The sequence below is a fragment of the Paenibacillus chungangensis genome (genome assembly GCF_042675905.1).
GTDB lineage: Bacteria > Bacillota > Bacilli > Paenibacillales > Paenibacillaceae > Pristimantibacillus > Pristimantibacillus chungangensis.
This window is the reverse complement of the sequence record NZ_JBHTJZ010000020.1, coordinates 71,837-84,633: the sequence shown is the minus strand read 5'-3', so window position 1 is coordinate 84,633 and position 12,797 is coordinate 71,837. Positions and strand designations below refer to the sequence as shown.

At 51.1% G+C, this 12,797-nt stretch carries 14 protein-coding genes; all 14 read left to right on the top strand.

Annotated elements, in window-relative coordinates:
- The first annotated feature begins 189 nt into the window (after positions 1-189).
- On the top strand, positions 190-1,182 hold the full coding sequence (locus ACFQ2I_RS13455; protein ID WP_377564880.1) for a metal ABC transporter solute-binding protein, Zn/Mn family: 993 nt from the start codon (positions 190-192) through the stop codon (positions 1,180-1,182).
- 37 nt (positions 1,183-1,219) lie between these two features.
- Positions 1,220-2,026: a metal ABC transporter ATP-binding protein gene (locus tag ACFQ2I_RS13450; RefSeq protein WP_377564879.1), complete on the top strand. Its 807-nt coding sequence runs from the start codon at positions 1,220-1,222 to the stop codon at positions 2,024-2,026.
- Complete coding sequence (locus ACFQ2I_RS13445; RefSeq protein WP_377564878.1) at positions 2,023-2,964, top strand: metal ABC transporter permease; 942 nt, start codon at positions 2,023-2,025, stop codon at positions 2,962-2,964. Before ACFQ2I_RS13450 ends, ACFQ2I_RS13445 begins: the two co-directional genes overlap by 4 nt.
- Positions 2,961-3,857 carry a metal ABC transporter permease gene (locus ACFQ2I_RS13440; RefSeq protein WP_377564877.1) on the top strand — a complete coding sequence of 299 codons (897 nt, stop codon included), beginning with the start codon at positions 2,961-2,963 and terminating at the stop codon, positions 3,855-3,857. Before ACFQ2I_RS13445 ends, ACFQ2I_RS13440 begins: the two co-directional genes overlap by 4 nt.
- A gap of 282 nt (positions 3,858-4,139) precedes the next feature.
- On the top strand, positions 4,140-4,670 hold the full coding sequence (locus ACFQ2I_RS13435) for a TetR/AcrR family transcriptional regulator (protein WP_377564875.1): 531 nt from the start codon (positions 4,140-4,142) through the stop codon (positions 4,668-4,670).
- Positions 4,670-4,987 (top strand): DMT family transporter, encoded by a 318-nt coding sequence (locus ACFQ2I_RS13430; RefSeq protein ID WP_377564919.1) that lies wholly within the window; start codon positions 4,670-4,672, stop codon positions 4,985-4,987. The genes ACFQ2I_RS13435 and ACFQ2I_RS13430 overlap by 1 nt, the downstream gene beginning before the upstream one ends.
- A 14-nt stretch (positions 4,988-5,001) precedes the next feature.
- Positions 5,002-5,370, top strand: a complete 369-nt coding sequence (locus ACFQ2I_RS13425; protein WP_377564873.1) for a DMT family transporter — start codon at positions 5,002-5,004, stop codon at positions 5,368-5,370.
- 80 nt (positions 5,371-5,450) lie between these two features.
- Positions 5,451-6,200 (top strand): Cof-type HAD-IIB family hydrolase, encoded by a 750-nt coding sequence (locus ACFQ2I_RS13420; RefSeq protein WP_377564871.1) that lies wholly within the window; start codon positions 5,451-5,453, stop codon positions 6,198-6,200.
- Between the two features lie 104 nt (positions 6,201-6,304).
- On the top strand, positions 6,305-6,787 hold the full coding sequence (locus tag ACFQ2I_RS13415; protein ID WP_377564869.1) for a DUF456 domain-containing protein: 483 nt from the start codon (positions 6,305-6,307) through the stop codon (positions 6,785-6,787).
- Between the two features lie 27 nt (positions 6,788-6,814).
- Positions 6,815-8,497 (top strand): putative polysaccharide biosynthesis protein, encoded by a 1,683-nt coding sequence (locus tag ACFQ2I_RS13410; RefSeq protein WP_377564867.1) that lies wholly within the window; start codon positions 6,815-6,817, stop codon positions 8,495-8,497.
- A gap of 114 nt (positions 8,498-8,611) precedes the next feature.
- Positions 8,612-9,055 (top strand): OsmC family protein, encoded by a 444-nt coding sequence (locus ACFQ2I_RS13405; RefSeq protein WP_377564865.1) that lies wholly within the window; start codon positions 8,612-8,614, stop codon positions 9,053-9,055.
- Positions 9,056-9,218: 163 nt separating this feature from the next.
- Positions 9,219-10,826 (top strand): copper amine oxidase N-terminal domain-containing protein, encoded by a 1,608-nt coding sequence (locus ACFQ2I_RS13400; RefSeq protein ID WP_377564863.1) that lies wholly within the window; start codon positions 9,219-9,221, stop codon positions 10,824-10,826.
- A 269-nt stretch (positions 10,827-11,095) separates the two neighbouring features.
- On the top strand, positions 11,096-12,016 hold the full coding sequence (locus ACFQ2I_RS13395; protein WP_377564861.1) for a COX15/CtaA family protein: 921 nt from the start codon (positions 11,096-11,098) through the stop codon (positions 12,014-12,016).
- Between the two features lie 57 nt (positions 12,017-12,073).
- Positions 12,074-12,787 (top strand): Cthe_2314 family HEPN domain-containing protein, encoded by a 714-nt coding sequence (locus tag ACFQ2I_RS13390; protein WP_377564859.1) that lies wholly within the window; start codon positions 12,074-12,076, stop codon positions 12,785-12,787.
- Positions 12,788-12,797: the final 10 nt, after the last annotated feature.

Below are 12,797 nucleotides of genomic sequence, written 5' to 3'. Positions count from 1 at the left end.
TGTTGTATACAGGCGACCAGCGCATGAAGAGAAAATGCCGACTTTTTTTAAAATAAATGTTGCACACTTGCAACACTTTTGTGTATTATTAAAAAAGAGGCGTGTGACTAAATTAATAGATTAGGGCAAACTTATAATCCTTAGTGGGCAACAGAGATAAAGATGATGAAGATCTGGAGGAGAAACGAAATGAAAAAGACGGTAAAAGCGAACTCGGCAGTACGCAGATGGATCATGACGGTGGTTTTTCTAACGATGATTGTGGGACTGGTATCTGCGTGTGGAGACGAAGGAAGTAAAGGGACGGACGGAAATAGCGGGAGTGCAAAGGGAGACGACAGCAAGCTGAAGATTACAACAACGACAGGCATGATAGCCGATACGGTGGCCAATGTAGGCGGTGTGCACGTCGAGGTGGAAGGGCTAATGGGACCGGGCATCGATCCCCATCTGTTCAAGGCTTCCCAAGGCGATGTGCGGAAGCTTGACGGGGCAGACCTCATCTTCTATAACGGCCTTCATCTGGAGGGCAAGATGGGTGAAATATTCGAGAGGCTGGAAGGCAAGAAGCCGGTTGTAGCCGTTGCCTCCAAGGTTGAGGGAAACAATTTGTTGAATGATCCGGAGGGACAGGGCGAAGCGATTCATGATCCGCACATCTGGTTCGATGTGAAGTTGTGGATGTCTGCAGTTGAAGTCATTCGCGATACATTGGTTGAAGCGGACCCTGATCATGCAGAGGATTATAAGAAGCAAGCGGCGCAATATCTGGAGGAGATGGAGAAACTCGACGCTTACGCCAAGGAACAGATAGCAACAATTCCGGAGAAGAGCCGCGTACTCGTCACGGCGCATGATGCATTCGGCTACTTCGGGAATGCTTACGGATTGACGGTAAGAGGTCTGCAGGGGATGAACACGATGTCTGAATTCGGCTCCAGGGATGTAGCCGAGTTGCGCGACTACCTTGTAGAGAACAAGATCAAAGCCGTCTTTATTGAATCCAGCGTATCTACGGACTCTATCGAATCCGTTATTGAAGGCGCCGGCAAGCTCGGGCATAAAGTAGTCGTAGGCGGCGAGCTGTTCTCGGATGCCATGGGGGAAGCAGGAACGAATGAGGGCACATATCTTGGGATGGTAAAACACAACGTCGATACGATTGTTAATGCGCTGAAGTAAAAGTCAACATTCTGCAAAGCGAAAGCGAGTGATCACGATGAGTGCAGCATACAAGGAATTAAAGACTGGAACTGGATCGGCGGCACCATTATCCGTATATGGATTAAGCGTTGCTTATCAGAAGAAGCCTGTGCTTAGGGACGTATCCTTCGCTATTAGGGAAGGTGAGCTGATCGGCGTAATCGGTCCCAATGGAGCGGGCAAATCGACGATGATGAAGGCGGCGCTTGGCCTCATTCCCAGCATTAGCGGAGAGGTGAATGTGTACGGCAAGCCGGTGAATCAACAGCGCAGACTGATCGGTTATGTGCCGCAGCGCGAGTCGGTAGACTGGGACTTTCCCACGAATGCGCTGGATGTCGTGTTGATGGGGACATACGGACGGCTCGGCTGGTTCCGCCGTCCCGGGGCCAAGGAGAAGGCAACGGCGATGGAATGCCTTCACAAGGTAGGGATGGCTGATTTCGCCGACCGTCAGATCAGCCAGCTGTCGGGCGGTCAGCAGCAGCGCGTCTTTCTGGCGCGAGCGCTTGCGCAGGATGCGAAGCTGTATTTTATGGATGAGCCGTTCGCGGGAGTTGACGCGGCGACGGAGAAGGCGATTATTACCCTTTTGCAGGAGCTGAAGAAGCAGGGGAAGACCGTCATCGTCGTGCATCACGATCTGGCGACCGTTGAGCAGTACTTTGATTCCGTTCTGATGCTTAACGTGGAGCTTCAAGGTTTCGGTCCTACAGAGCAGGTGTTCACGAAGGATAACTTGCAGCGTACTTACGGGGGGAGATTCGCTTTCCTGGATCAGGGAAAGCCAGGATCTTCACACGGAAGAGGTGAACAGTTATGAAAAATTTTGGGGAAATGCTGGTTGATCCCAATATGCAATGGATCTTCATCGGCTGTATATTGCTGGGGCTCAGCAGCGGCGTTATGGGCAGCTTCGCATACCTGCGCAAGCAAAGTCTGGTAGGCGATACACTGGCGCACGCAGCCCTTCCCGGCATCTGTATCGCATTCATGCTGACAGGTGTGAAGTCGATTGGCGTTCTGCTCGTTGGGGCATCCATAGCCGGAATAATTGCTACCTTCGGCATAGAAGTCATTACGAGACATTCCAGACTGAAGCAGGATGCCGCGCTTGGCATTGTGCTTTCATCGTTTTTCGGCCTTGGCATTGTATTGCTGACGTTTATTCAGCATGGCGACTATGGCAATCAGGCGGGGCTTGACAAGTTTTTGTTCGGCCAGGCAGCGGCTATGGTCGGCTCCGACGTCGTGACAATGTCCGTGATATGTATCTCGTTAATGACAGTATGCATGCTCTTGTTCAAGCAATTCAAGCTGATTTCCTTCGATCCCGGCTTCGCCAGAGGGTTAGGTTATCCTGTTACGTTCCTGGAACAGCTGCTTATGCTGCTGATCGTCGTAGCGGTTGTTGCGGGCGTGCAAGCAGTCGGTGTCGTGCTTGTCGCTGCGCTGCTAATCACGCCTGCGGTATCGGCCAGATACTGGACGAATCGCCTCTCCACGATGGTCGTCTTGTCCGGGGTATTCGGCGGTTTGAGCGGAGCGCTGGGCACCTGGGTCAGCTCGTCGGTATCCAATCTGCCGACAGGGCCTGTGACGGTGCTGGCCGCAACGACGTTCTTCTGCATATCGGTATTGTTCGGGCCACAGCGGGGACTTATTGCCATGCGGCTGCTGCGTCTTAGCGCCCGGAGGCAATTCATGCAGGATAAGGACGTTCATCGTACTGAGCGTGTGAAAGGGGAGACAGCGCTATGAGCGATTTCTGGATATTGCTCACAGGTTCACTTGTTGCTGCGTGCTGTGGTGTCGTCGGTGTTTTTCTTGTACTGCGCAAGATGGCCATGATTGGCGATGCGATTAGCCATTCCGTCATGCCGGGCATCGTCATCGCCTTTCTGCTCAGCGGCTCGCGGGACTCGTTCCTTATGATGACTGCAGCGCTTGTATTCGGACTTATTACTACATTTCTTATTGGCATGTTCCAGCGAAGCGGCGTACAGTCGGATGCCTCTATCGGTGTAGTATTCACTGCGCTATTCGCAATCGGCGTCATCCTGGTCAGCTTGTTCGCGCGTCAGGTTCATCTGGATCAGGATGCTATATTATACGGAGAGATAGCGTTCGTGCATTGGAACGTATGGGATGTTGGCGGTGTTGACCTGGGACCGAAGGCGGTATGGCTGCTTGGGTTCACGCTGCTGGTCATTGGAGCGGTGATCGGCTTGTTCTACAAGCAGTTCAAGCTCTGCTCCTTCGACCCTGCACTCGCGGCGGCGCTGGGCATACCGGTGGCGTTCTTCCACTACTTGCTGATGGGGCTCGTGTCAATGGCAACGGTCAGCTCCTTCGAGAGTGTCGGCGCGATACTCGTCGTCGGCATGATCATTATTCCTGCCTCTACGGCCTATCTGTTAACTGACAAGTTAGGCGTGATGATCGCATTAAGCATCGCATCTGGTGTAGCCAGCGTGTTCCTGGGATACTATGTCTCTATGGCGCTGGATGCTTCAATTGCGGGGTGTATCGTATGCGCTTCGGGTGTGCTGTTCATTGCCGCATTTCTCTTCTCTCCTTCACACGGTTACGTCATGCGGAAGCTTCGCCAGCGCAAGCTCGCCTCACAGAGCAGTTTGTCTGCCTCCGCATAGGACGGCATGCCGACCCTATTAGAAGAATGAAGGGTGCTTCCAAGCTGTCGCCGCTAAGGCTGACAGTATGGAGCACCCTTTTGCTTGTTATGAAGCGGGCTTCGGGCTTCGTACAAGCAAGTGGCACATGAATATCGTACTAAGGAAGTTAATATGTGGTGTTTGTAGGCTGGGGAATGAGTTGCTCCGCTGGGTGAATTGTCCCTCCGGGGGATTGTGTGGTACAATAAAAACCGTCCAGACGGTCGGTAAATTGTTCGCAAACAGGAGGGAGCCGAAACGATGATTCAAAAACACGATATTCTTGCCGCTGCGGTAAAAATTATTGAAGATAAAGGCTTGAACAACTTAACGTTGGAAGCGATTGCCGCTGAAGCCGGTGTCAGCAAAGGAGGGCTGCTCCATCACTTTCGAAATAAGGAGGAGCTGATCCGCGGTCTGAACGAAAGAAGCGTCGAGGCGTTCCAAGGGTTCGTTCAGGAAGAGATGGAGGCTACAGGCAGCTATGTTCACTCATTCGCAAAGGCATCGTTCAAACAGTTGAATGATCCCGATGAAATATCGATGAATGCCAGCATGCTCGCAGCGATTGCTAATTATAAAGAACTGCTTAGCGCATGGTCGGAAGAGTATGCGGCTTTTCGTCAGAATGCTGCAGGGGAGAAAGTTGCCATTGAGAAAAGTCTGATCGTACGGCTCGTGTGCGACGGCTTGATGTTCTCCAAAATGTTCCATTTGGATCCGCCTAGCGAAGAAGAACAACGGCTTATATTAGCAGAGCTGGAGAACATAATGAAGGAGTCTAAGGTATGATTGCAGCTTATCTATTATTAGGATGCGCAATTGTGATGGAAGTGCTTGGCTCTTCCATGCTGAAGCTGTCGCAAGGATTCAAGCGCCTATTGCCTTCGATGGGAGTTGTCGTTGGTTACGGCATCGCTTTTTATCTCTTTTCGATTGCATTGAAGAAGCTTCCTCTTGGCGTAGCCTATGCGACCTGGAGTGGAGTTGGCACGATTTTGACTGTATGGATTGGCGTACACGTGTTTAAAGAGAAAATGAACAAAAAAACGATACTTGGACTGGTGCTGCTCCTTGCAGGTATTGTCCTGCTGAACCTGCAGAAATAGACGGAGGAATGGACATGAGGAAGGCAGTGCTTTATTTAACATGCGCAATATTGCTTGAAACGTTCGGTACAACGATGTTGAAGCTATCAGATGGATTTACAAAAGTATGGCCGACATTAGGCGTTGCTGTTGGATTCTTTATTTCCTTCACTTCATTAAGCCTTGCACTTAAGAAGATTCCGCTGTCCGTCGCATATGCGACATGGTCCGCAGCAGGCACGGCGTTAACGGCTATCATCGGTTCCATATTGTTCACGGAGCAATTGGACGGAATAAAGGTATTGGCTCTCGGCTTCATTATTGGCGGCATTATCATCATGAATATGTCTCATTCCAAGGATGAGAGCAAGACAGCCGCTACAGAGCTATCGTCTTCATCATGAACGATACAACCTAAGTCGCCTGACGTCTTTATTTTGTGATACAATAATCACTATGAGATTTGCGGACAGGGAGGTACTTTATGAGAAAATATAGGTTGATCGCGCTGGATATGGACGGAACGCTGTTGAACGATGCAAGCGAGGTTAGCGATGAGAACGCAAAATGGATTCACAAAGCGCTGGATGCCGGTGTGGACGTCATCTTCTCGACCGGAAGGGGCTTTCAAAGCGCCTATCCCTTCGCCGAGCAATTGAAGCTAGAGACCCCAATGATTACGGTTAACGGAGGAGAGATCTGGTCGCGTCCCCATGTTCTGCATCAGCGTATTCAGCTGGACGCTATGTATGTGAAGCAGCTTCACCAATTGGCGCGAGCTTATCCAGAGGTCTGGTACTGGGCTTATTCGACGGTTGGCATATACAACAAGGAGAACTGGTTCCAGGATACGGAGGACTACGACTCCTACCATTGGCTGAAATTCGGTTACTATACAGAGGACGATGCGGCAAGAGAAGCCATACTGGCGGAAGTGCAGGGCTGGGGGGCACTGGAGATTAGCAATTCATCGCCGCACAATATTGAGCTGAATCCACAAGGCGTATCCAAGGCGAGCGCACTCAGGGAATTGTGTAAAGTGATGAATATTGACATGTCGCAGGTGGTGACCGCTGGGGACAGCCTGAACGATATCGCCGCGATCCGCGAAGCGGGGCTTGGGGTGGCGATGGCCAATGCGCAGGAGGAAGTGAAGCTGGCTGCCGATGTCGTAACGCTGAGCAACAATAAACATGGCGTAGCGGAGTTGATCAAGCGATATGTGTTGAACTAACCGGAACGACAGCCACGGTTCATCGTATTGAAGAGAATGCAGTTGCAGGGTTAATGGTCGGCTGCTGCTAGATTATTTGTGTATATGCGAAAGGTGAGCTGTCAATGGATATTTTGGGATGGTTGCTAGTCATATTGTTGTTCGTCGTAGGGATGGCCGGGGCGATATACCCCATATTGCCGGGCGCGCTTGCCATTTATGCGGCGTTTTTTGTTTACGGCTGGTTTTTCAGCTTCAGCGAGTTCGGCTGGATATTCTGGACGGTGCAGACGTTAATCGTCGTCGTGCTGTTCATCGCGGATTATGCGGTGAGCGCTTGGGGAGTGAAGCGATTCGGAGGCTCCAAGGCATCTATCATCGGCAGTACGATCGGACTCATATTGGGACCATTCGTCATCCCGGCGTTCGGACTTCTTATCGGACCGTTCGCGGGTGCGGTAATCGGCGAGATGACTGCAGGCGCGAACATTGAGAAATCGATCAAGGTCGGCATTGGTTCGGTCGTCGGCTTATTCACAAGCGTAGTGGTGAAATTCCTGCTGCAGCTGGCCATGATCGTGCTGTTCGTCCTGTGGCTTATATTCTAGGCTTTAGAGGAGTAATGATGATCGACTATGTCCATGTTGAAGAAAGATTCATTAATTAAAGGTACGCTTATTTTGGCGGCTGCAGCTCTGGTAGCCAGATTTCTAGGCTTGTTCCAGCGTATACCGCTGGATTATATGCTTGGCGAAGAAGGCAATATTGCCTTCGGTCTTGCCAATCAAATCTATCTCGTCCTTCTGCTTGTCGCCACAGCCGGCTTCCCGAGCGCGATCAGCAAGATGGTGTCGGAGCGCTACACGCTTGGCAAGGTGGAGGAAGCACGGCGGATATATCACGCCGCACTAGTTTTCGGAGCGGTTTCCGGACTGATATTGGCAACAGCTTTGTTTACTTTGGCTCCTTTCATCGCGAATGAAGTAGCCAAAAACCCGGAAGCCGTTCTGGCTATCAGGGCGATTGCTCCAGCGCTCATTCTATTCCCGATTATCGCGATGATGCGGGGCTACTTTCAGGGAAGACGGATGATGTCGGCTGGCGGCATGTCGCAGATCATGGAACAATTCGTGCGCGTGCTGCTCGGCCTGGCGCTGGGCTACCTGGTGCTCCAGCTTGGCTGGGGCGACGATTGGGGCGCGGCCGCTGTCACCTTCGGAAGCGTCTTCGGAAGCATCGCCGCTTTCGGCGTGATGCTTCACTTCGCCCGCAAGCTGAAGAGAATGGATGCTATGGATGCCGGCAGATTGCCTATGGATTCATCGTCTCCGTTCATGCCGATTCAATCAAGGACGAGCGGCAGCGGCGGCGCCAAGATGAAGTACTCCGCCATCTACCGTGAAGTGTTCTCGATGTCCTTGCCCGCTATTGTCACATCCATGGCGATTAACGTCATCTACTTATTCGATCTGGTATTCTTCAACCGGCTGACCGATGGATATTACTTGAAGGATGCAGCTGTCGTGGTATTGGAAGATCTCACATTGAAGGCGCAGTCGCTGGCGGGAATTCCGCCCATACTGGCCATTGCACTTGGCTCGTCGATCGTGCCGATCGTTGCCGCCGCTTATAAAGTGAAGAATATGAAGGAAGTAGAGCGACAGGCCTCCAATGTGATTCGCATCGTGTGCTTTACAGGCGTGCCATTCGCTCTCCTCTTGTCAATTGCATCTTATTCCATAACGGGCTTGCTGTTCGAATCGCCCAGCGGAAGCGATGTAGTTGCAGCTCTCTCGGCAAGCACCATTGTACAAATTACAATGATGACGTCCAACTCTATCTTGTACGGCATGGGCAAGCAAAAAATATCGATGACTCATACCCTTATCGGGCTCATACTGAAGGCTGTCATCAGCATCGCGCTTGCGCCCCTGATGGGCGTATACGGCTTCGTCGTTGCATCGATCATCTGCTTTGTCGTCGTGACGCTGCTGAATCTTCGCTGGTTGAACAAGAAGGAAGCAAAGCTTACTGTGCTAGGCAAACGCTGGCTGCCCTACCTTGGAGCAGTCGCCATCGCTGCGCTGGCGGGATGGGGAGCGGAGTTCGGCGTATTATCGCTTACTGACGGCCTGCACGCCAAAGTCTCTTACTTCCTTGCCGCAGCTTCTGCAGCGTTAGTGATCGGAGGGCTCTATGTGATCTTGCTGATCTTGCTACGTGTCGTCCGGCCAGAAGATGTGAACGCCTTTCCAGCCGCGCTGCGCAAGCCATTCAATATGCTGATGAAGCTGGTTTATCGGCAGCGAGCAGTATAGGCGCTTCATTATGACAGAATTACGACCGTGTAAAAAAAATCACACTATATCAGTAATAGACATGTTATGCTAGAATCATAATCACTTAATATTGCATTTTGGGAGGAAAGCATCATGGCTGTAGAAACGTTTAAAGCAACAGCAGAACTGCAACAAGGACTCGTGGTGAAAGCGGGCTCCAGAGGATTCCAGGTTACGCTGGACGAGCCCAAATCGCTGGGAGGCACGGACACCGGCATGAATCCGGTAGAGATGGTGCTGTGCGCCCTAGGCGCATGCCAAGCCATCGTGGCCAAGGTCTATGCACAGAAGTTCGATATCCAGTTGAATGGCTTTCGTGTAGAGCTGGAAGGCGATCTGGATACAGACGGCTTCATGAACAAATCCGATGTAAGACGCGGTTACTCCGATATTCGTTACAATATCGTTATTCAGACGGATGCCGCGAGGGAGCAAGTAGAGAAGTTCGTGGACTTTATCGAGCAGACTTGTCCGGTAGGCGATACGATTGCTAATCCTGTGAACGTCACGCGCAATCAAATTATTATTGAGTCATAATAGAACAATAACGGATTGCCCCCTGATCCTTTAGTGGAGACGGGGGCTTTATCTTGTCCATCCTCTCTCCCATAGATTTACAAACGATTCTGATCTCTAGTACAATGGAGAAGTGTCATAGGTTCATAGACTCATATACATAATAAAGGAGCGTATGCTTGAAATGAGAAAGAAATCTTGGCGCGGCAGGCTCATGCTGTTGCTGCTGGCTATGTCGCTTGTATTTGTGGCGGGGTGTCAATCCGTCGGCGGGGTTAACTTCAACCAGGTATTGAAAAATGCGCTTAAAGTGCAATCGGGCGAAAGCAAGCAGACGTTGGAGCTTAAGCTTGAACTTAACGAAGAGATGCTGGAGGAAATGCCGGAAGACGAGCTTGCGTTCATTCGAATGCTGTCTCATGTGAAGCTTGAGCTCAGTGAAGTGAAGGTGCAAGATGCGGAGAATATGTCCATGGAAGGACGCGTGTCATTCGGAGATGATACGGGCATGTCCTTCAGGATTCAGTTGTCTCCCGAGAAGCTGGTAGCGGATCTGGAAGGAGCCAAGCAGCCATTCGTCGTTGATCTCGCGGCGATGCAGCTAATGGATGAGGAGTGGCTCTATGAAGATGAAGAGATGTATGAGGACGAAGAAGAGATAGAGTCGATCGATGTTGAGGCGCTCACTCCCGTTATGATGGAGATGATCGATATTGTGGGCAATTACGCGATCGACAATCTTCCTAATCCGAGCAATTTGAAGGTCACGCCTGTATATCAGCAGGTGAACGGTGTAGGCACGTCGCTAATGCATGTTCAGATGGACATGAACGGGCCGGAGCTGTGGGAATGGGTGAAAGGATATGTAGAAGCGCTCTATTCAGATCGTGAAGGATTAGAGGCGATGATGAAGGGCGTCGTCGAGTTATTGAATGACAATGCTGAGCTGTGGCCGCTATATAATGAAATGCTGCAGCCCGAGAAGGGAGTTCTGGATGCTCCGACCGTAGATGAAGAGGTTGCCGATGCAGCGGATGGGATCATGGAGATGCTGGAGTCGCTGCAGGAAGAGATGCAATTGACAGAAGAGGATGATTCCTTCGAGCTCATGGTTAGCGATGCTTTGAACATGCAACTGGATATGTATGTGGACGGCAAGCTGAACATTCGCAAGTCGGGCTTCCAGCTAAGCTACGAGTTGAATGACGAGCAGATGGAGGAAGAGATGCTGCCATTCAAGAGTATAACGCTGGTATCCGCGATGGAGCAATGGAATGTGAACGGTTCTGTCGCAGCGGACAAGCCCGTTGTGACTGAAGATACGGTTAACGTGGAAGAGCTGGACGCCATGCATGGCTATGAAGCGATCAAGATGTTCGAGGAAGACTCCTTCCTGTACGATCTGCTGAAGAACAAGCTGCACATGACCCGCCAGACGTATACGGCTTACAACGATGACTATTATAATCCTCCGATTATCGTGCCGGGATATATTACCATCGTGCCGCTTCGGGATGTGGCGGATACGTTCGGCGCGGAGATCGCTTACGATCCGGAGACACGTAGCATTGAACTGTACGACGAGGCGACGGACACGACGATCGTGATGGCGATCGGTAGCGATCAAGTGACGATTAACGGTGATGCGGCGCAATGGCCGTTCCCGGTAACATCTATTGATTCCACCGCTTATGTGCCTGCTCGCGTTTTGGTCGAGACGCTTGGTGCAACCATCGAATGGGAGACGTTGTATGAGGACTTTAAGATGCTGACGATTCAGCGCGACTTGTAGATGACAAGACGGCAGTAGCTTCTTTCGTGTTATGGCCCACGGAAGTTCACACAGAATAAGGGGGTCCGCAGAAGTGCGAAGCGGCGATTTCCGCACGCAGTTTCATGCGGACCTTGCCGTGTCTTGTTTTTGGTTGGATTGGACATATTGTGAACAACCGGTCCGATATCCTGCTTATGTGCGAAGGTTCACATTTTCAACATGGCTTTTACTGCTTGTTATCGCTATAATTGAAACTGTCATAATTCAAGGGAATAAGGTGATAACATATGGTATCCGGCCGTTTTCGCGCGTTTGCAATCGCAGCGTGTATCGGAATGCTTCTTGTACTTCTTGCCGGGGCGCTAGTTACGAATACAGATTCAGGACGAGGCTGCGGCGACGATTGGCCGCTATGTCACGGGAAGTTCATACCTGCCTATACATTGGAATCCTTGATTGAATATTCCCACCGCGTCGTCAGCGCGCTGGAAGGATTTCTTGTGTTGGGGGTAGCTGTAGCGATGTTCCGCAAGTTCAGACGTGATCGCAGCGTGTACAGGGAACCGATGTATTATGCCGGCTTTGCTCTGCTGTTCACGATCGTTCAAGCATTGATGGGCGCCGCCGCTGTCATGTGGCCGCAATCTCCGCCCATTATGGCGTTGCATTTCGGCATTTCCATTATCGCCTTTGCCGCGACGCTTCTTCTCGTCATCTGGACGTTCAGGACACGCAATGGAATTCCTCAGGAATCGTCCGTGCCGAGATCCGTTATGCCGTTCACCCTTGCCGCGGCCGTATATTGCTACGTCGTTATTTATTTGGGAGCGTTCATTCGACATACGGAATCGGCGCACGGCTGTGCTGGCTGGCCGTTATGCAACGGTGAGATCGTTCCTGAGCTGACTGGAGCGACGGGAATCGCTTTCGTACACCGCGTTGCCGCACTTATTCTTGGCCTTATGCTGCTTGGCCTGTACTTGCATATACGGAAGGTTAGCTCGGGCGAAGGCCTGACAGAGAGTTCATGGTGGGTTGTTCTGCTCGTGCTGGCACAGATATTCAGCGGAGCGATCCTTACAGCGACTATCGACGACCCTAACACATTCATTTTTACAAGCCTCGTTCATAACTTGATTATTGTCGGCCTGTTCGGGCTTCTGCTGGATATCCTTATCCGTTCATGGCGGTTAAGGCCGCGTAAGTAGCGGGATCGGCTACAGTCCGGCATGTGTACTAGAGACTAGAGGGGGCAGACCACGCTCATGCTTTACTACATGTTCAATGAACCGGACAGGGAACCGGAAGGCGGATTAGGCGACACGTACAGATTGATGGAGCAGTTCGCGGAGTATATGGCAGAGCTGATCACTGCGGGGAAGGACTCCGATCATAAGCTGAGGAAGTATAAGATCTGGACGCTTGGTCTTCGCGCATCGCTGGAAGAGCTGGAACAGAGCCATTATGCCGCGACCGGCTTCAAGCGCTATGTGACATCGAACTCAGTGGAGGATATGTCGGATGGGGAGAAGCTGAATTACGACCGCTACGTTTATTTTGACAAAAACGGATTTATCCGTGTCTTCTCTCTACTCGACAAATTGGGTACCCTTCTGAACGATCTGCTGGATATGCGGACGGAGAGGATCAAGCCTCACTTCTCTTACTTCACCGTGCTTCGCAACATGCGTGAGAACAAGGCGCATCCGGAGCTGACATATAAGCTGAACGAACTGAAAGAGCGCTACAAGGAACCGATGAAGCGGCTTCGCAAACGGAGAAATACGGAAATTCATTATATGAATTCGGAAATGCAGGACGATCTGATTCAGCTTCACCGGATGTATGGACAAGAAATTCAGCTGGAGGATATTCATCAGCAATCGCAAGATTTAACGGATTGCTTACACCTTAGCATGGAGTCGCTAAGACTGACTTTCCATTACGCTTGTATGCTTATGCGTAAGCAGGCCGAATAATCAATTCCGG

Excerpts from the sequence above, each read along its gene's own strand:
- ACFQ2I_RS13400 (WP_377564863.1), top strand. The coding sequence starts at position 9,219 with ATGAGAAAGAAATCTTGGCGCGGCAGGCTCATGCTGTTGCTGCTGGCT.
- ACFQ2I_RS13395 (WP_377564861.1), top strand. The coding sequence starts at position 11,096 with ATGGTATCCGGCCGTTTTCGCGCGTTTGCAATCGCAGCGTGTATCGGA.
- ACFQ2I_RS13455 (WP_377564880.1), top strand. The coding sequence starts at position 190 with ATGAAAAAGACGGTAAAAGCGAACTCGGCAGTACGCAGATGGATCATG.
- ACFQ2I_RS13420 (WP_377564871.1), top strand. The coding sequence starts at position 5,451 with ATGAGAAAATATAGGTTGATCGCGCTGGATATGGACGGAACGCTGTTG.
- ACFQ2I_RS13445 (WP_377564878.1), top strand. The coding sequence starts at position 2,023 with ATGAAAAATTTTGGGGAAATGCTGGTTGATCCCAATATGCAATGGATC.
- ACFQ2I_RS13415 (WP_377564869.1), top strand. The coding sequence starts at position 6,305 with ATGGATATTTTGGGATGGTTGCTAGTCATATTGTTGTTCGTCGTAGGG.
- ACFQ2I_RS13425 (WP_377564873.1), top strand. The coding sequence starts at position 5,002 with ATGAGGAAGGCAGTGCTTTATTTAACATGCGCAATATTGCTTGAAACG.
- ACFQ2I_RS13435 (WP_377564875.1), top strand. The coding sequence starts at position 4,140 with ATGATTCAAAAACACGATATTCTTGCCGCTGCGGTAAAAATTATTGAA.
- ACFQ2I_RS13410 (WP_377564867.1), top strand. The coding sequence starts at position 6,815 with ATGTCCATGTTGAAGAAAGATTCATTAATTAAAGGTACGCTTATTTTG.
- ACFQ2I_RS13440 (WP_377564877.1), top strand. The coding sequence starts at position 2,961 with ATGAGCGATTTCTGGATATTGCTCACAGGTTCACTTGTTGCTGCGTGC.
- ACFQ2I_RS13390 (WP_377564859.1), top strand. The coding sequence starts at position 12,074 with ATGCTTTACTACATGTTCAATGAACCGGACAGGGAACCGGAAGGCGGA.
- ACFQ2I_RS13405 (WP_377564865.1), top strand. The coding sequence starts at position 8,612 with ATGGCTGTAGAAACGTTTAAAGCAACAGCAGAACTGCAACAAGGACTC.
- ACFQ2I_RS13450 (WP_377564879.1), top strand. The coding sequence starts at position 1,220 with ATGAGTGCAGCATACAAGGAATTAAAGACTGGAACTGGATCGGCGGCA.